The organism is Algoriphagus sp. (assembly GCF_024642405.1).
Classification (GTDB): domain Bacteria; phylum Bacteroidota; class Bacteroidia; order Cytophagales; family Cyclobacteriaceae; genus Algoriphagus.
In genome coordinates this window covers 1-18,076 of the sequence record NZ_JAHEBC010000059.1, presented here as the reverse complement: position 1 = coordinate 18,076, position 18,076 = coordinate 1, and the positions used below count along the sequence as shown (strand labels likewise).

Here is an 18,076-nt window from a genome sequence, read left to right as displayed (position 1 = left end):
GGAAGAAGATTTTAGAACTCCTGAATTGGCCAATCATCCAAAAGCATTAAAAGGAAATAACGATTTGTTATCTCTCAGCCGTCCGGATATTATCCAGGCTATTCATGCTGAGTACATGGAAGCAGGAGCAGATATCATTGAAACCAATACTTTCTCTGGAACTTCCATTGCTCAGGAAGATTATGGATTGGCTCATTTGGCATACTCTATCAATTTTGAGTCCGCTAAAATAGCTAGGGAAATTGCAGATGAATTTTCTGCCAAGAACCCAGACAAACCAAGGTTTGTAGCCGGTGCAATTGGTCCAACGAATAGAACAGCGTCACTTTCTCCAGATGTCAACGATCCTGGTTATAGAGCTATTACCTTTGATCAATTAGCATCTGCTTATGCTGAACAAGTGAGAGGATTACTTGATGGAGGTTCTGATATTTTATTGGTAGAAACGATTTTTGATACTCTGAATGCAAAGGCGGCCCTTTATGCAATACAAGATGTATTTGAAGAACGCGGACTTCCTTTGGATCCAAAAGATGGAGGGATTCCTATTATGGTTTCAGGCACAATTACAGATGCTTCGGGCAGAACCCTTTCGGGTCAAACAACAGAGGCTTTTTTAATTTCTATTTCGCATGTGCCATTGTTATCAGTGGGCTTGAATTGTGCATTGGGAGCTAAAGAATTGAGGCCTTATCTAAAAGTATTGGCAAGAAAAGCACCTTTTTATGTGAGCGCTTATCCTAATGCAGGCTTACCAAATGAATTTGGAGCCTATGACCAAGGAGCAAATGAAATGGCAGATCAAGTAAGAGATTTTTTAAAGGAAGGAATGCTGAATATACTAGGAGGGTGTTGCGGGACCACTCCGGAGCATATTGCAGCTTTAGCAAAGCTTTCTGAAGGCTTTCAACCGAGAAAATTAGAACAAGAAGAAGTAGAAGAAACACTGGACTGAGGAGATGGCAACAAAGCAATATATGAAACTATCAGGGCTAGAACCATTGGTTTTGACACCCGAAATTAACTTTGTCAATATTGGGGAAAGAACCAATATAACTGGTTCAAAGAAATTCGCCAGACTGATTCTGAATGGTCAATACGATGAGGCTTTGGATGTAGCTTTGGACCAAGTGAGAGGTGGAGCTCAAGTATTGGATGTCTGTATGGATGAAGGGATGCTGGATGGTGAGTTTGCTATGGTGAAGTATCTTAATCTCATTGCATCTGAACCAGAAATAAGTAGAATCCCCATCATGATAGACAGTTCAAAATGGGCGATCATTCTGGCTGGTTTGAAGTGTATTCAGGGCAAAGGAATTGTCAATTCCATTTCCTTAAAAAATGGTGAGGAAGAATTTATAAATCAGGCAAAGACAATCAAGAAATTTGGTGCTGCTGTAGTGGTCATGGCTTTTGATGAGGATGGGCAAGCAGATACTTATGAGCGAAGAATCGAAATCTGCGAGCGGAGTTATCGGGTTTTAGTTGATGTTGTGAAATTCAATCCGCAGGATATCATATTTGACCCCAACATATTCCCTGTGGCAACTGGGATGGATGAGCACCGAAAAAATGCACTGGATTTCTTTTTGGCTACCAAATGGATCAAAAAAAATCTTCCCGGAGCAAAAGTTAGTGGAGGTGTAAGTAACGTTAGTTTTTCTTTTCGGGGAAATAATCCTGTCAGAGAAGCCATGCATGCGGCTTTTTTGTACCATGCAATTCATCACGGAATGGATATGGGTATTGTAAACCCGACCATGCTTGAGGTTTATGATGATATTCCAAAGGATCTTTTATAACGGGTGGAAGATGTTCTTTTTGATAGGAGAGAAGATGCCACAGAAAGGCTTCTGGATTTTGCTGAGACCGTAAAGGTTTCTGGTAAAAAAGAGGTTATCAACGAAGCTTGGAGATCTGATCCAGTTTCAAAGAGAATAGAACATGCTTTAGTGAAAGGTATTTTGGATTTTATTATCGAGGATACGGAGGCAGCTAGATTAGAATTGAACAATCCTCTAAAAGTAATTGAGGGGCCACTAATGGACGGAATGAATGTAGTTGGGGACTTGTTTGGTGAAGGCAAAATGTTTCTTCCTCAAGTGGTGAAATCTGCCCGAGTGATGAAAAAGGCAGTAGCTTATCTAGAGCCCTTTATGCCTTTGCCCGAGGAAGGTCAAGAGAAAAGTTCTTTGAAAAAAGTACTCATGGCGACCGTAAAAGGCGATGTTCATGATATTGGCAAGAATATCGTAGGTGTGGTTTTGGCCTGCAATAGTTACCAGATTATTGATTTGGGTGTCATGGTAGATGCTCAAAAGATCATTGATGAAGCCATCAAAAATGATGTGGACATTATCGGATTGAGTGGTTTGATTACTCCCTCATTGGACGAAATGGTGAATGTAGCCTCGGAAATGGAACGTCAAGGATTGAAAATTCCATTGTTAATCGGCGGAGCTACTACTTCAAGAATTCATACTGCGGTTAAAATCGATCCGGTTTACAGTGGGACGGTCGTTCACGTCACAGATGCCAGTAAATCTGTTCCAATAGCAGGGGAGGCAATATCTTTAGAAACTAAGGATTCCTACAGGCTCAAAATCAAAGAAACCTATGCACAATTAAGGGTAGAGCATGAAGCAAGGCAAGCAGTGAAGCAATTGGTAACGTATGAGGAAGCTAAAGCGAATCCTACAGAAATAGATTGGAAACAATTTACTCCCGTAAAGCCAAAGCAATTAGGGAATACAGTTTTAGAAAATCTAGATCTAAATATTTTAAGAAAATACATCGACTGGACACCTTTTTTCAGTACTTGGATGCTCAGTGGACGATATCCTAAGATTTTGGAAGATCCAATCGTGGGTGAGGAAGCCAAGAAGCTTTTTGCCGATGCAAATCAAATGCTGGATAAATTGATTTCTGAAAAATGGCTTTCTGCAAATGCCGTATTTGGAATATATCCAGTGAAAAGGGTGGAGGATGATGCCTTTGTTATAAATCAAGGAGGAGAAAAAGTTGGAAAATTTCACTTCCTGAGGCAACAGGGAAAGAAAGGAAAAGGAGTGCCAAATCGATCTTTGGCAGATTATATCCATCCTAAAGAAATTGATTATTTGGGATGTTTTGCGGTTACAGCAGGTACAGGTATGGAGTCTAAACTTGCTGAATTCCAAAAGGCCGGAGATGATTATAATGATATCCTATTTAAGGCATTGGCTGATAGATTGGCGGAAGCGGCAGCTGAATATATTCATGAATTAGTGAGAAAAGACTATTGGGGTTATTCTAAACAGGAAGATTTAACCAATGATTCATTGATTCGTGAGGAATATTTAGGAATCCGTCCAGCGCCTGGATATCCAGCTTGTCCTGAGCATTCGGAAAAAGAGGAAATTGCAAGATTGCTGGAAATGGAAAAGAATGTTGGAATCACTCTTACATCTAGCTATGCCATGTATCCAACGTCCTCCGTTTCTGGATTTTATTTTGCTAATCCAAATAGTAAGTATTTTGGATTAGGTAAAATTGGAGAAGACCAAGTGGCAAATTATGCTGAGAGAAAAGGAATTTCTCTTAAAGAAGCAGAGAAATTGCTATCTCCAAATTTGGCTTATCAGCCTAAACTTAACCTTGCTTCTCAACCCATATGAAAATAACAGAACACTTGAAAAACGCGAATGATACGCTTTTTTCATATGAAATCTTACCTCCTTTAAAAGGTCAAAGCTTAAAAGAACTTTTAGAAGGAATTTCACCATTAATGGAATTTAAACCGCCTTTTGTAGATGTAACCTACCATAGAGAGGAATATATTTACAAGAAACATCCCAATGGTTTACTTGAAAGAATCAGCACCAAAAAGCGACCGGGAACGGTTGGGATTTGCGCTGCAATCATGAATAGATTTCATATAGATGCCGTGCCACATTTACTTTGTGGAGGATTTACTCAGGAGGAAACAGAAAATGCACTGATTGATTTGAATTTTATTGGGGTTGAAAATGTGTTGGCACTTCGGGGAGATGCTCCAAAAACTGAAGGAAAATTTATTCCAGAACCAAACGGGCATAACTATGCGAGTGAATTAGTGGAGCAGATTGTAAGGATGAACAATGGTAAGTACTTGCATGAAGAAACAGAAGCCAGTTTTCATACTGATTTTTGTATTGGAGTTGCAGGGTACCCCGAGAAACATTTTGAGGCTCCTTCAATGAAATTTGATTTAAAAAGGTTGAAGGAGAAAGTTGAGAAGGGTGCAGAGTACATCGTTACACAGATGTTTTTTGATAATCAAAAATACTTCGAGTTTGTAGATCAAGTTCGGGAAGCAGGAATTACCGTTCCTATTATTCCTGGCATTAAACCGATCACGACTATGGGTCAAATAACTATGTTGCCGCGAACCTTCTTTTTAGACTTGCCTGATCCCCTAATGGATGAATTAGAAAAGTGTAAGACAAATGCTGAAGTTAGAGAGGTTGGAATTGAATGGTCCATTCAGCAGTGTAAAGAGTTGATTAAGGCAAAGGTTCCTTCATTACATTTCTACACCATGAGCAAAGCAGGAACTACTTATGCTATTGCCAAAGAAGTTTTCTGATAAATAATTATTGTACTCAAATAAAGAAACCCACCAAAATTGGTGGGTTTTTTTTGAGCTATCTCAAAAGTGGAAAGCTCATGTTTAAATAATTTTCAATACTTGCCTTAATTAACTTTAGTAAATTTGTCCATGATTAAATTAATCGAATGCCCTCGTGATGCAATGCAGGGAATTCCTCATTTCATTGATACTGCTATTAAAGCAGCTTATATCAACCAGCTACTTGAGGTAGGTTTCGATACCATAGATTTTGGGAGTTTTGTGAGTCCCAAGGCAATTCCGCAAATGAAAGACACTGAAGAGGTCTTAAGTCTTTTGGATTTGCATCATTCCAAATCAAAGCTTTTGGCTATTGTTGCCAATGTAAGGGGAGCAGAAGATGCCTGTCATTTTCAAGAAATTGATTATTTGGGTTTTCCATTGTCCGTTTCAGAAACTTTTCAAAAAAGGAATACCAATAAAACGATTCAAGAGGCATTTATTGAATTGGAGGAAATCCAAAACCTCTGTGAGGTAAAAGGAAAGAGTTTGGTTACTTACTTAAGTATGGGTTTTGGTAATCCTTATGGGGATGATTATTCTCCGGATTTGGTGGCAGGATTTGTAGAGAAGCTGGATCAATTAGGAGTAAAAATCATTTCTCTTTCGGATACAATTGGAATAGCAGATCCTGGATTGATCAGCAAATTATTTGAGGTTCAAACCCAATCTTTTCCACACATTGAATTTGGAGCGCATCTCCATAGCACCTTAGATACGATCGAAGAAAAGGTTTTAGCGGGCTTAAATGGCGGGTGCAATAGATTCGATGGGGCTTTGAATGGTTTTGGAGGATGCCCGATGGCAAAAGATGAGTTGGTCGGAAATATGGCAACCGAAGTAATGATCAAAGTTTTGGAATCATCTGGACATGACTTACAACTCAATAAATCAGAACTAAAGGAAGCTATGAAATTGACCCAGTTTGTTTTTACTGAAGTATAAATGGCAGATAAAATCAAATCCAAAGTAAAAGCATTACGACTTTACCGCGTTTTTCATCGTTGGCTTGGTCTTCCTTTGATTGTTTTCTTTTTGATCATTGGGATTACTTCGATTTTGTTGGCATGGAAGAAAAAAGCTGAATTGTTACCGCCAACGCTTAAAACGCAGGTGGAAAACGGGACCTGGGTTTTGCCCTCAGAAATGGTGCAAATTGGAGAACATGAAATGAAAAAGCTTGGGCTGGATCCTGAAGTAGATCGAATCGATATCAGACCCGATAAAGGCATTGCCAAAGTTACTTTTAAGACCCATTTTACTGAAGTGCAACTTGACGGGTTTTCCGGGGAAGTTTTATCAATTGAAACAAGACATTCCGATTGGATCGAAAAAGTGCATGATGGTAGTATTGTGGATTATTATTGGACAGGTGAGGAGGGAGCAAAATTAACCTATTCTACTTTAACCTCTTTGGGCTTGATTTTGATGAGTATTAGTGGATTTTACCTTTGGTATTTTCCAAAGAGGATTAGGAGATTGAAGCAATCCTAACCGAGCAATTTATATTTCTTACCAGGTAGGGATTTAACAATTCCTTCAAACTCCAGTGATAGCAATTTTGAAGAGAGAATTCCCAAAGGAATATCAGTAGAAATGCTGATCTGGTCAATTTCTGCTTCACCCTTTTCTATTAATAGTCTTAAAATAGAAGCATCCTCCGGTTCTCGGGAATCAAGGTTCAGAACAGGTTTTTTTGCTTTTACTTCACCTGGTTTGCTCCAAGATAATGCTTCAGCTATATCATTTGGTCCTGTATAAATGCTGGCTTTCATTCGCTTGATCAACTGATTACAACCTTCGCTGAAGGAAGATTGAAGATTGCCCGGCACAGCAAAAACTTCCTTATCGTAAGAATAAGCGATTTCTGCTGTGATTAAAGCCCCTCCTTTTTCTGCGGCTTCCACCACAATTAACGCATCAGAAAGTCCTGCAATGATTCTGTTTCTTGCGGGAAAATTCCCGGGGGTCATACTGCTACCCGGTGCATATTCACTGACAATAGCTCCTTTTTCCATCAATTCCATGGCAGTTTTTTTATGTATCGCCGGGTAAATTTGTCCGATAGGAGAACCCATGATAGCCAAAGTGGGGAGGTTAGACTGAAGAGCTGCTCGATGTGCTTCAATATCAATTCCGTAGGCAAGTCCAGAGATAATGGTTGGATTGTATACCGCCAGATCTTCCACTATTTTTCTGGTAGAACTCTTTCCATAACTTGTGGCGCTTCGAGTCCCCACAATCCCAATAGTACGTTCCACATTGAATTCCGAATTACCCTGCGTGAAAAGTAATGCCGGACTATCTTCCTGTGATTTCAGTCGCTGAGGAAAATCAGAATGAAGTGATGTAATAATACGATAGCCTTTGATCTGACATTGGTTAATGAGTTCATCGGCTTTTTTTAAGAGGGATTTTTCCTGATTTCTGAGTTCTAAGAGTTTTTCACCCACTCGTGGAGTTTTGGCAGCTTTGCCTTTTGGTAGTTCAAAAAATCGTTTGGCAGAACCAGAATATGCAATAATTGCTTTGATGATTCCTGGCCCTATTTTAGGGGCAGACCAAAGCGCAATAAAATATCTTAGTTCCTCATGAGTCGGATTTTGCATTGAATTCATCCCGGATATTTATTAAAAAATCTTTGATTTGTTGCAACTTTTGAACGGCTGCAACTTTATCAAATCCTTGTTCTTTTCCTGATTTGATAACTTCCTGAGCGCCTTGAAGCGTGTATCCTTTCTCTTTTACTAAATGGTAGATATATCGGATTTTTTCAATATCATCTTTCACATAGCGGCGATTGCCTTTTTTATCCTTCTTCGGATGAATGATATCAAATTCACCTTCCCAATATCGGATAAGTGAGGGAGCCACTTTGAAAATCTGGGCAACTTCACCTATGGAATAATATTTTTTCTCTATTTCTCGCTCTTTGTACGGCACCTTAAAAATTTATTAAACACTAAAATAATCAAATTGACTTAGAATCTTTAAGTATCCCTTTAACCTTTGGAAAAAAAACGGAAAAATTAGCGGTTTAGTACTTGTAGAATCTGTACTGCAGCTAATCCTGCGGTTTCTGTTCTCAGCCTACTTTTACCCAAAGAGACTGGCATAAAGTTATTGGCAATCGCTTTTTCTATCTCTTTCGGGTCAAAATCTCCTTCAGGTCCTATCAAAATCAGATATTTTCCACTGGGTTTGGCTCGATCAAAAAGATGAAAGTCATGATGTTCATCCACATATGCAATAAACTTTTGGTATTCAAGAAAACTATTCGAAGTCAAAATATCATCCAGTTTGGCAATAGGATGGAGACTTGGAATTCTAAATTTCAAACTTTGTTTACAAGCCGAGATTATTTTCTTTTCTAAACGCTCTGTTTTCAGGAAACTCCTTTCTGAATTCATAGATTCAATCAGAGTGATTTCATGAATGCCGAGTTCAGTAATTTTCTCTACCATCCATTCCATTCTATCAGGGCTTTTGGTTGGCGCAATGACCAAATGAATATGGAAACCATCCTCAGGAATCACGGAGGAATTGAGAACTTTTAAGATGGTTTTTTTCTGATCCGCCTCTTGAATTACGCATTCAAAAACTTCTCCATGTCCATTGGTAATAGACACATGGTCTCCAATTTTTTTTCTTAATACTCGAGTTAAGTGCTTGGACTCATCTGGTTCTAAGGTGATCAGGGGTGGAGTGATATTTTCCTGAAAGAATAGCTGCATAAATCAAAATTAAAAACTAGGACAAATAAAAAAAGCACATTTCTATTTAGAAATGTGCTTTAACCAAAAAAACCTTTTAATCAAATTAACCTTTGGAGATCTCCATATTAACGGTTTTCCCTTTGATAGTATTGTGCTTCATGACTTTGATTACATGATCTGCATCTTTCTGTGGCACATCTACAAAAGAAAAGTTATCATAAATATCTATTCCTCCGATTGATCTTCCTGGAACACCTGCCTCACCGGCGATAGCTCCTACGATATCATTAGGACGGATTCTATCTCTTTTTCCAAGATTGATGAAAAGACGAGCCATGTTAGCTTCTCTTACTCTCTCAGGTCTTCTTCCTCCTTCTCTACTTGCTTCACGTCCACCTTCTCTTCTTGCACCCCTTTCACCTCTTTCACTTCTTTCTCCTCGACTAAATCTATCGCTTCCGCCTCTTTCACCTCTGCTGAATCTATCTCGACCTCCTTCACGTCCACCTTCTCTTCTTCTGTCTCCATAAGAATCCAAGCTGAAATCTTTTTCTCTCATTTCTTTGACAGCATCTCCCATTTGAAGTTTTATCAAACCAAGTGCAATTTGCTCGATCGATAACCCTTCAGTCAATAATTGACCAACAGTTGCTTCAAAAATTTGATTGTCCTCTTCTTTACTAAGAACTCTATGTACGTCTTTTACTAACTGAGCTTTCTTCAATTCGATCAAGTCCGCCACAGATGGAGGAGACATTTTATTGATTGTAGCTTTCGTGAAACGCTCTAGGTCACGAACTTTCATTGCATCTCTTCTTCCAGATACAAAGTTGATAGCAGTCCCTGATTTACCAGCACGTCCTGTTCTACCAATTCGGTGTACATAATACTCCTCATCTAAAGGCAGATCATAGTTGAATACTGCTTCAACATTATCCACATCAATTCCTCTTGCGGCTACATCAGTAGCAACTAGCACAGTGCATAGTCCTTTTCTGAATTTGCCCATTACTTTGTCGCGTTGTGCTTGAGAAAGATCACCATGTAGTGCTTCTGCAAGGATTCCTTTAGAACCTAAAGTTTCAGTCACTTCATCTGTCATACGCTTTGTATTACAGAAGACCACACTTAATGCATAATTATTAACGGTCATCAATCGAGCCATCAAATCCATTTTCATAGAATTCTTAACCTCGTAATAAACCTGCTCAATTAAATCAACAGTTAATTCTTTTTTGGCAACCTTGATAATTTCTGGGTTGTTTTGATATTTCCTGGTAAGATCAAGAATTGGCTTTGCCATGGTAGCTGAGAAGAAAACTGTCTGTCTTTCTTCTGGCATTTCCTGCAAAATCGCTTCAATATCATCCCTAAAGCCCATGTCTAGCATTTCGTCTGCCTCATCCAAAACGATGATTCCAGCATTATCCAGCTTCAAAGTACCACGGTTGATGTGATCTTGCACACGACCTGGAGTACCTACTACAATCTGAACGCCTTTTCTAAGTACTCTAATTTGTCTGTCGATTGATTCACCACCATAAATGGCAACTGAATTAATTCTTCTGTGGAACTTAGCAAGCTTCTGGATTTCACCTTCCACTTGAACAGCAAGTTCACGAGTTGGGCAAAGAATAATAGCTTGAGGATGATTTAATTCTGAATCTACCAAATCAATGATAGGAATAGCAAAAGCTGCAGTCTTTCCAGTACCGGTCTGAGCCTGTCCGATGACATCTCTACCTTGCAATACGAAAGGAATAGCTTGTGATTGAATTTCGGAAGGTTGGGTATAGCCCATCTCTTCCACTGACTTAAGAATTTCCGCAGAAATTCCCAAGTCGGAGAACTTGAGTGTATTTTCCATGATGTGTCCTTACTTTTCTTGCCATGTACTCCTAGTGATTATCCCAGACAAGCGACAGTAAGGATTTCACGGCTCAGAAAAATTGTTATTTGTCTTATTGACGGTGCAAAAGTAGAATAAATTATTTTGAAAACAAAGCTTTATTCAAAAGTTTATAAAACTAACTGTAAAAATATTAGGGCTGAGAAGAAAAATATTTGGTTTTTAGATAAATGACCTGTCTTTTGAAGCCTCGGTAATCATTTCTTCTGCCAATTCTTTTCCTAAATATTTATCAATCATTCCATGCCCGACGTATAAAAGAGGTGTCAATACAATAGCAACTGTAAATTTATAAATGTAATTCATGATCCCAACAGCAATGATTTGGCTCAAACTCCAATTTCCAAAAATGTAAAAAGCAATTCCTAACACGACAAAAGAATCAATGAATTGGGAAACAAAAGTGGAACCTGTCGCTCTCAACCAAATCATTTTTTCACCAGTGACTGCCCTTAATTTTTGGAAAACATACACATCTATTAATTGACCCAAAAGGAAAGCAGTTAAAGATCCAATAATGATACCTCCACCTTGACGAAAAATGGTATTGAAGGCATAATTAATATCAAAACTTCCTCCTGTTGGGGTTTCTGAATTAACGTCAAGCCAAAAATCAGCGGGAACAAGTCGAGTTACGACCATAATGACTAGGAAGGCGTAAGCAATTAATCCTGCGGTAAGAAAACTAATTTTCCGAACTCCTTTTTTCCCAAAATACTCATTGATAATATCCGTTGTGATAAATACTACAGGCCAAATAATCGCTCCGGCAGTTAGATTAAAGTCCAATACAAATTCTCCAAAAAAAGTCCAGTTAACAGGCTGGAAACCCAAAGTTTTTTCTCCTGAAAAAATCTTTACTCCGATAATTTCTGCAAGGATAGCATTTGTCAAAAAGATGCCACCTAATACCATAAACAGGTTTGTTTTGCGAGAACTTTGGGATTTATTCATGGGCGGGTATTATAGGATAAGTTTGACCTTCTTCACTGATAATGCAATTGGGAAATACATCTGCGGCTTCGGAAAGCATTTCATCCAGTTGTACATATCTTGAAGAAAAATGTCCTAATAATAAGCTCTTTACATGGGAAATGGAAGCAATTTTTGCGGCCTGAGCTCCAGTACTGTGAAAAGTTTCTGCAGCTCTATTTTCATCAGCTGTTAGAAAAGTAGACTCATGATACAGTAGATCTACTTTCAAAATATATTTTTTTAAATCGGGATCGAAAATAGTGTCAGAGCAAAATGCGTATTTCCTCAATGCTGGCTGAGGATAAGCATACTCGGATACTTTGATCAATCGACCATCCGATTCCTGAAAGTCAATACCGTTTCGAAGTGATTTGATTGCATCTAGGGAAATTGGATTTTCTTCCAATTTTGTTTTGATAAGATTTCTGGGTCCGGGTTTTTCACTAATCAAAAATCCAGTTGTGGGTAATCTATGCTTTAATGGGAAACTTGAAACACTGAAAAGGCCATCTTCCATCAAAACATGGTTGCCATCAGGATTCGTTTGAATGAAATTCAGTGGATAACCCAGTTTAGTGTTGCTCCATCTAAAATTTGTGGTAATAATTTCGTCCAACCCTTGAGGTCCATAGATAGTGATTTCTTTGGTTCTTTTAGCAAGGTTGTAAGAGGAGAGTAGACCAATTAAGCCTAAATAATGATCACCATGAAGGTGACTGATAAAAATATGTGAAATCCGTGAAGATTTAATTTTGTACTTCCGGAGTTGCATTTGGGTTCCCTCTCCGCAGTCCAGGAGCAAAAGCTCCTGGCCAAAACGGATAACTTGGGAAGTATGGTTTCTCCCATGCACAGGAATGGAAGAGGTATTTCCTAAAATGGTGACTTCAAAGTCTGGAATCAATCTTCCTCCTCTTCTTCTTCACCACTTTCAATTTCATGCATAAAGATTGCCTCTCCAGCCTCTTCAAGTGTGCTGACAAGATTAAGTTTTTTATCAAGCATGGAGATTTTGAGAAGTTTCAGAACATGATCCTGAATTCCTGAAATCACGAAAATCCCTCCATTTCTACCGAATTCACGATCTCCAACTAAGAGAGCACTTAATCCGCTGGAATCTACATACTTAACAGCACTTAAATCAAGTACCATATGAGGATATCCTTCGGCATGAATGGTCAGAATTTCTGATTTCAGGGCTGGGGCAATTAAGGAATCTATTTTCTCTTCTTGAGGGGAGAAAACGACATATTGTTCTTTTTTATCTATTGAATATTTCATATCATTTTTAAAGGTTAGCCCAAGTGGGCGAGTATTGCTTTTTCTATTCTATTGGAAATTTCGTTTGTTTCTGCTTTTTGAAATTTTTCACCAGTAATTTTTTCAAAAAGCTCAATATAACGATCTGAGATGCTTTCTACAATTTCATCTGTCATTTCTGGCACAGTTTGACCTTCTTTGCCTTGGAATCCATTTGCGATAAGCCACTGTCTTACAAATTCTTTTGATAATTGTTTTTGAGGTAAACCTTTATCCTGATTTTCTTCATAGCCTTGTGCATAGAAATAACGGGAGGAATCTGGTGTATGAATTTCATCAATAAGGAGAATTTCATCCCCAAATTTACCAAATTCATATTTGGTGTCAACCAAGATTAAACCCATTTCAGAAGCCATTTCTTGACCTCTTTGGAAAAGTGCGCGAGTGTATTTTTCTAAAACTGCATAATCTTCGGGACTAACAATTCCTTGTTCCAAAATAGCCTCTTTTGAAATGTCTTCATCATGTCCTTCTGAAGCTTTCGTAGTCGGTGTGATAATTGGCTCAGGGAAAGGGTCGTTTTCGCGCATGTTTTCCGGAAGATCAACTCCGCATAGCATCCTTTTACCCAGTTTATATTCTCTTGCTGCATGACCTGCCATGTAACCTCTGATTACCATTTCTACCTTAAATGGTTCGCATTTTTTACCAATGGTGACATTTGGGTCAGGTGTAGCCGTCACCCAATTAGGTACGATGTCTGACGTGGCGGAAAGGAATTTTGCAGCTATCTGATTTAAAACTTGGCCTTTATAAGGAATAGGTTTTGGTAAAACCACATCAAAAGCAGAAATTCTATCTGAAGCAACTACGACGAGTTCTTTTTCGAAAATATACACGTCTCTGACTTTTCCTTTATAAAACCCGATTTGACCTGGGAATTGGAATTGAGTTTCTTTTATCGCGTTGCTCATACTAATTCAGTTTTGGCAAAAATAGAAAAAGCTTTGCCTTTCTGTTTCTCACAATTTTAATATTTATAATTTTTGAAAGCTTTTTTCATTGTTCTCAATTCTAATCAGATTTCCATCCTTATCATAGAATTCCTGTTTGCCTACAATATCACCTTTATTATAACGGCGGATTTCTTCAATAGAACCATCTTCTCGATATATTTTGGTTTCTCCCTCTAGTTGCCCATTAACGTAATTCAGTTCAAAGTTTACCTGACCATTTTCGAAATAGGTAATTTCTTTTAAGGCATTTCCTTGATTATCGAATGTCCTTTTGGCCTTTAGTTTTCCGGATTTATAATATTCCTCATAAGGGATAACTGGAATTCCTTTTTTGAAAAGGCCTTTTTCTTTCAACTCTCCAGTTTCATAGTAAACTTTTAACTCGCCCTCTGGAAGACCTTTTTTATAGTTACTTCGCCTTAAGGCTTTTCCGCTTGGATAATTGAGTTCATAGACTCCATGGAGTTCTCCTTTTTTGAAATCCCTGATCGCTTCAATTTCTCCATTGGGAAAATAAACGGTTTCCCGGCCATCTAAATCTCCAGTTAGGTAATTAGAAACTATTTGAGGCGTTCCATCTTCGAAAAACTCCTCATATGATCCATCTAAAGTCCCTTCAGTATAATTGATCTTTGATGCAAGTACTCCATTTTCAAAGTATTTCTCACTCAATCCATGCGGTTTGTTATTTTTAAAAACTGTTCTGTCTTGAAGTTGTCCACTAGCCCAAAAAGTCAAGACCAAACCTTGTATTTGATTGGATTCATAAGTCAATTCCTGACGGATCTTTCCATTTGGGTAGAAACTTTTACTCGGGCCAGTTCTCACATTATTTACAAACTGGGTGATTCGGGTCGTATCTCCATTAAATGGATTCAAATCATAAAAAAAACCATCTTTTTTGTCGTCTACTAAATTCCCGATTTGAATCAAATTTCCATCTTCGTCAAACCTTCGAACTTCCCCTTGGGCAAGGCCATTTATTTTCACTAAGACTTCTTTCAAAATTGGAAAATCACCTTCATAATAGGTCCGTACAGTATCTTGCCCAAGAACAGAGCTCAACGAAAGGAAGGAAACTAATAAGAGGAAATAGACTTTCATTTCTTTGTAAAAAGAAACCGCAAGACATTTTGGCTTGCGGAATTTAATGATTTGATTTTAAAGTTTTTCGATGACTATCGCGGATGCACCCCCACCTCCATTACAAATTCCAGCTACGCCAAATTTTGCATTTTTCTGATGAAGAACAGAATTTAAAGTACTAATGATTCTTGCACCTGAAGCACCAAGTGGGTGACCTAATGACACAGCTCCTCCAAAGACATTAATTTTATCATTATCCAAGTTCAACTCTTTTTGATTAGCCAAAGCAACAGCTGAAAAAGCCTCATTGATTTCGTAGAAGTCAATATCTTCACTGGTCAGGCCTGCATGTTTGATTGCTTTTGGAATGGCCAAAGCAGGAGCTGTGGTAAACCAAAGAGGATCTTTAGCTGCATCAGCAAATCCTCTGATCTTCGCCAAAGGTTTTAATCCTAAAGCCTCAGCTTTTTCTTTACTCACTAAAAGTAAAGCAGAAGCTCCATCATTCATTGTGGAGGCATTGGCAGCAGTTACGGTTCCTTCTTTATCAAAAACTGGTCGGAGGGAAGGAATTTTGTCGAACATGACATTCTTATATTCTTCATCTTCATCGATCACGATGGTTTCTCCTTTTCTTCCCCTCATTTCTACAGGTACTACTTCGTCTTTAAAATATCCTTTTGCCCAAGCATCAGAGGATCTTTGATAGGATTGAATAGCGTAAGCATCCTGAGCTTCTCTACTGATATTCATTTCTTTGGCTGTGTTATCAGCACAATTTCCCATGGGGAATTTATTATATACTTCGAATAAGCCATCTTTTACCAACCCATCTACAAACTCTGCATTTCCATATTTATAACCAAATCTTGCTTTTGGTACATAAAAGGGAACGTTGGACATACTTTCCATGCCGCCAGCAATAACCACGTCATTGATACCCAGCATGATAGATTGAGCTCCAAACATCACCGCTTTCATCCCGGATGCACAAACTTTATTAACTGTCGTGCAAGGCACGTCATAACCGATTCCAGCTCCAATGGAAGCCTGTCTTGCTGGTGCTTGTCCAAGATTTGCGGAAATAACGTTTCCCATAAAAACCTCCTGAACGTCTTCTGCCTTTACACCACTTTTGGATAGGGCACCTTTAATAGCAATACTACCTAATTCTACTGCGGTCAATCCAGCTAACTTTCCCCCAAAGCTTCCAAGTGGGGTTCTTACAGCTGAGACTATATATACTTCTTTGATCATGTTTATTTGGGTTTTGAGATATTGATAATCCGAGAGATTAGGACTATTTGATTTCTTATTTACGTCGAAATAAAAAAATCCATCAATGATTTTACCAATCAGGAATCCCTCTTTTTGGTCTTTGGGTGGGCTTCTTTTTATTCTGTTGGATATACCGGAGTTCCGCCGCATTCATACTTTCCAGAATTTGGGCCGCCTGCTCAGGAGTTAAATTCATGGCTTTAAGCTTTTCTTTAAATTCCTCCATGGCTTTTTGACGATCGGCCAAATTAGCGTCCATTTGATCATTGGCATTTTCTCCAACTTCATCTTGAGTCTGTTCTGTAGGATTTCCTTCCTGACCTTCTTTAGCCTTATCCTCCTCTGTTTTTTCGCCTTGTTCGTTTTGCTGTTGATCTTGCTCAGACTGCTCGCCTTCACCTTTTTGGTTTTCGTCTTTTTGCTGTTGATCCTGGTTTTGTTGAGGATCTTCATTTTGCTGTTGCTTTTCTTGATCTTCCTCCTGCTCTTTTTCTAGTTTTTCTTTTAAAGCTTGAAGTTTGGCATCACTTGGATATTTACCTAAGCCTTCATTTACTGTATTTAGAGCTAATTCTTTTTCTGTTTTAACATAAGATCTCGCTGCCCGATTAAAATAGTCTCCGGCAGTTTGAGCTTTTACTTGCACGAATGCCATTCCTGCAAAAAGACTAAGAAGTAATAGAATTTTATTTTTCATCGATTTCTGTGACTTCAGTTAGACTACTTATAAACTCCTGATAGGCGGCAACAGTTTCATCTTGCTCTAAAGCTTCATTCATCAAAGCCAAAGCATCCTTAAATCTGAACTGTTCTACCAATCGATCTGCTTCCGCTTTCATACGCTTCGCAAATTCCGATGGTTCAGGTTTATTTTGATCCTGATTTTTTCTCTCCTCATCTCTTTGCATCCATCGCGCAAGCATTTCGTAATTATATCTTGCCACCTCATTGGTTGGATCTTTAATCAAAGCTGATTGAAACTTATTCAATGCGGCTTCATATTCCTGTTTATTTCCAAGTAAAACACCGGATTGGTTGAAAGCGAATGAGGACAACATTTTGTTTGGAGAAATAGATGCTTTGTCATAAGAAGCGGCCGCTTCATCAGGTTTTTCAGCATAGTGATAACTCAATCCAAGATTAAAATCCAATTCTGAAGAAGTATATTGGAAATTTTCAATTAACCCTAAGTGGTTCTCTATTGATAATTCATATTCGGTTTTTGAATAACTCTCTTCGGCTTCTTCAATAGCTGAATTTAGTCGAGATACTCTCGTCCAAGAACTTGGAATTAAAACCAACAATGCCAATAAAACTTTGCTCCAGTACATACTACAACTTGATTGTTTTAATTGGTAAAATCATATCAATTAAAGATAAGGCTAATGCTGCAAGTAGAAAATAAAAATATTTATTAGCAGATGCCTCAACAATTCTAGAACCAGTAACCCCACCTTCTAATCTTTCAAGTCGATTTATTAAATCTCCAACTTCTTGAACTTGCTCAGAGATTTCAAAGTATTGTCCATCTGTTTCGGCTGCAATTTGCTGTAAAGGAGTCCTATCTAAAATAGTTCTGGCTGGTTGACCAGTCTGAGGATCAATAACTACTCCGTTTCCCCTTGGTATTGTACTTCCCGTCTCGGTACCAATTCCTAAAGAAAACACCTTAACTCCAAGATCATTTAGTTGGCTGCCTATACTTTCTAATCCATCTCCAAAGTTCTCACCGTCAGAAATCAAGATAATTGACTTTGACTTGACTTCTTGACTCTCATCTTGTTCAAATCTATCTAATGCTATTCTAAGAGGTGCATTCAAATCTGTACCAAAGTTTGGAACAAGCCCTGTATTTAGACCATCAATGTAAAGTTGTAGAACGCTTTGGTCAAAAGTCAAGGGGCATTGCAAAAATGCCTCAGAACTAAAAATGATCAATCCTATTCTATCAGAAGGGAAACTCTTAGTAAACTCTTTCAATTCATACTTCACCCGTTGAAGACGATTAGGCCCGATATCAGTAGCATTCATGGATTGTGATAGATCCACGGCAATGAAAATATCTTTGCCTTCTTCTTTTATCTCTTTTGTAGAAGTTCCAATTGATGGTCCAGCAAATGCCACAAGGAATAAAGCGAAATATGTAGTCCGTAGAACCATTTTCGTAAATAGTCTTCTTTTCTCAACT

Annotated in this window: 17 protein-coding genes and 1 pseudogene; 5 read left to right on the top strand and 13 right to left on the bottom strand. The window is 38.3% G+C overall.

The annotated features are described in order from the left end of the window. The 5 genes and pseudogenes from Q0L68_RS06865 to Q0L68_RS06845 all read left to right on the top strand — a co-directional run. A partial coding sequence (locus Q0L68_RS06865; RefSeq protein WP_296701086.1) for a homocysteine S-methyltransferase family protein occupies nucleotides 1-955 on the top strand: 955 nt, incomplete at its 5' end. Between the two features lie 4 nt (nucleotides 956-959). Then, nucleotides 960-3,656: pseudogene (gene metH / locus Q0L68_RS06860) on the top strand (methionine synthase). Beyond that, nucleotides 3,653-4,606 (top strand): methylenetetrahydrofolate reductase [NAD(P)H], encoded by a 954-nt coding sequence (gene metF / locus Q0L68_RS06855; protein WP_296701085.1) that lies wholly within the window; start codon nucleotides 3,653-3,655, stop codon nucleotides 4,604-4,606. Before metH ends, metF begins: the two are co-directional and overlap by 4 nt. A 132-nt stretch (nucleotides 4,607-4,738) precedes the next feature. Next, nucleotides 4,739-5,593 (top strand): hydroxymethylglutaryl-CoA lyase, encoded by an 855-nt coding sequence (locus Q0L68_RS06850; RefSeq protein ID WP_296701083.1) that lies wholly within the window; start codon nucleotides 4,739-4,741, stop codon nucleotides 5,591-5,593. Next, nucleotides 5,594-6,142 carry a PepSY-associated TM helix domain-containing protein gene (locus Q0L68_RS06845; protein ID WP_296701081.1) on the top strand — a complete coding sequence of 183 codons (549 nt, stop codon included), beginning with the start codon at nucleotides 5,594-5,596 and terminating at the stop codon, nucleotides 6,140-6,142. Here the strand turns inward: Q0L68_RS06845 and dprA are convergent. The 13 genes from dprA to Q0L68_RS06780 all read right to left on the bottom strand — a co-directional run. Then, on the bottom strand, nucleotides 6,139-7,257 hold the full coding sequence (gene dprA, locus Q0L68_RS06840; protein WP_296701079.1) for a DNA-processing protein DprA: 1,119 nt from the start codon (nucleotides 7,255-7,257) through the stop codon (nucleotides 6,139-6,141). The genes Q0L68_RS06845 and dprA overlap by 4 nt on opposite strands. After that, the gene (locus Q0L68_RS06835; protein ID WP_296701077.1) at nucleotides 7,238-7,591 is read right to left on the bottom strand and encodes a MerR family transcriptional regulator; all 354 of its coding nucleotides are present in this window, start codon (nucleotides 7,589-7,591) and stop codon (nucleotides 7,238-7,240) included. The genes dprA and Q0L68_RS06835 overlap by 20 nt, the downstream gene beginning before the upstream one ends. An 86-nt stretch (nucleotides 7,592-7,677) precedes the next feature. After that, nucleotides 7,678-8,382, bottom strand: coding sequence for a 16S rRNA (uracil(1498)-N(3))-methyltransferase (locus tag Q0L68_RS06830; protein WP_296701076.1), 705 nt, complete (start codon nucleotides 8,380-8,382; stop codon nucleotides 7,678-7,680). 85 nt (nucleotides 8,383-8,467) lie between these two features. After that, on the bottom strand, nucleotides 8,468-10,231 hold the full coding sequence (locus tag Q0L68_RS06825; protein ID WP_296701074.1) for a DEAD/DEAH box helicase: 1,764 nt from the start codon (nucleotides 10,229-10,231) through the stop codon (nucleotides 8,468-8,470). 204 nt (nucleotides 10,232-10,435) lie between these two features. Beyond that, nucleotides 10,436-11,227, bottom strand: a complete 792-nt coding sequence (locus tag Q0L68_RS06820; protein ID WP_296701072.1) for a queuosine precursor transporter — start codon at nucleotides 11,225-11,227, stop codon at nucleotides 10,436-10,438. Then, nucleotides 11,220-12,152 (bottom strand): ribonuclease Z, encoded by a 933-nt coding sequence (locus tag Q0L68_RS06815; protein ID WP_296701071.1) that lies wholly within the window; start codon nucleotides 12,150-12,152, stop codon nucleotides 11,220-11,222. The genes Q0L68_RS06820 and Q0L68_RS06815 overlap by 8 nt, the downstream gene beginning before the upstream one ends. Then, on the bottom strand, nucleotides 12,149-12,529 hold the full coding sequence (locus Q0L68_RS06810) for an STAS domain-containing protein (protein ID WP_296701069.1): 381 nt from the start codon (nucleotides 12,527-12,529) through the stop codon (nucleotides 12,149-12,151). Before Q0L68_RS06810 ends, Q0L68_RS06815 begins: the two co-directional genes overlap by 4 nt. Before the next feature lie 14 nt (nucleotides 12,530-12,543). Beyond that, nucleotides 12,544-13,482, bottom strand: coding sequence for a phosphoribosylaminoimidazolesuccinocarboxamide synthase (locus Q0L68_RS06805; RefSeq protein ID WP_296701067.1), 939 nt, complete (start codon nucleotides 13,480-13,482; stop codon nucleotides 12,544-12,546). Between the two features lie 63 nt (nucleotides 13,483-13,545). Then, a complete protein-coding gene (locus Q0L68_RS06800) occupies nucleotides 13,546-14,628 on the bottom strand; it encodes a toxin-antitoxin system YwqK family antitoxin (protein WP_296701065.1) in 1,083 nt (360 codons plus the stop codon). Nucleotides 14,629-14,685: 57 nt separating this feature from the next. Continuing rightward, nucleotides 14,686-15,864 (bottom strand): acetyl-CoA C-acyltransferase, encoded by a 1,179-nt coding sequence (locus Q0L68_RS06795; RefSeq protein WP_296701088.1) that lies wholly within the window; start codon nucleotides 15,862-15,864, stop codon nucleotides 14,686-14,688. 94 nt (nucleotides 15,865-15,958) lie between these two features. Further along, on the bottom strand, nucleotides 15,959-16,585 hold the full coding sequence (locus Q0L68_RS06790) for a hypothetical protein (RefSeq protein WP_296701063.1): 627 nt from the start codon (nucleotides 16,583-16,585) through the stop codon (nucleotides 15,959-15,961). Further along, nucleotides 16,575-17,219 (bottom strand): hypothetical protein, encoded by a 645-nt coding sequence (locus Q0L68_RS06785; protein ID WP_296701061.1) that lies wholly within the window; start codon nucleotides 17,217-17,219, stop codon nucleotides 16,575-16,577. The genes Q0L68_RS06790 and Q0L68_RS06785 overlap by 11 nt, the downstream gene beginning before the upstream one ends. Before the next feature lies 1 nt (nucleotide 17,220). After that, nucleotides 17,221-18,076: VWA domain-containing protein (locus tag Q0L68_RS06780; protein ID WP_296701059.1), on the bottom strand; the 856-nt coding region annotated here is incomplete at its 5' end.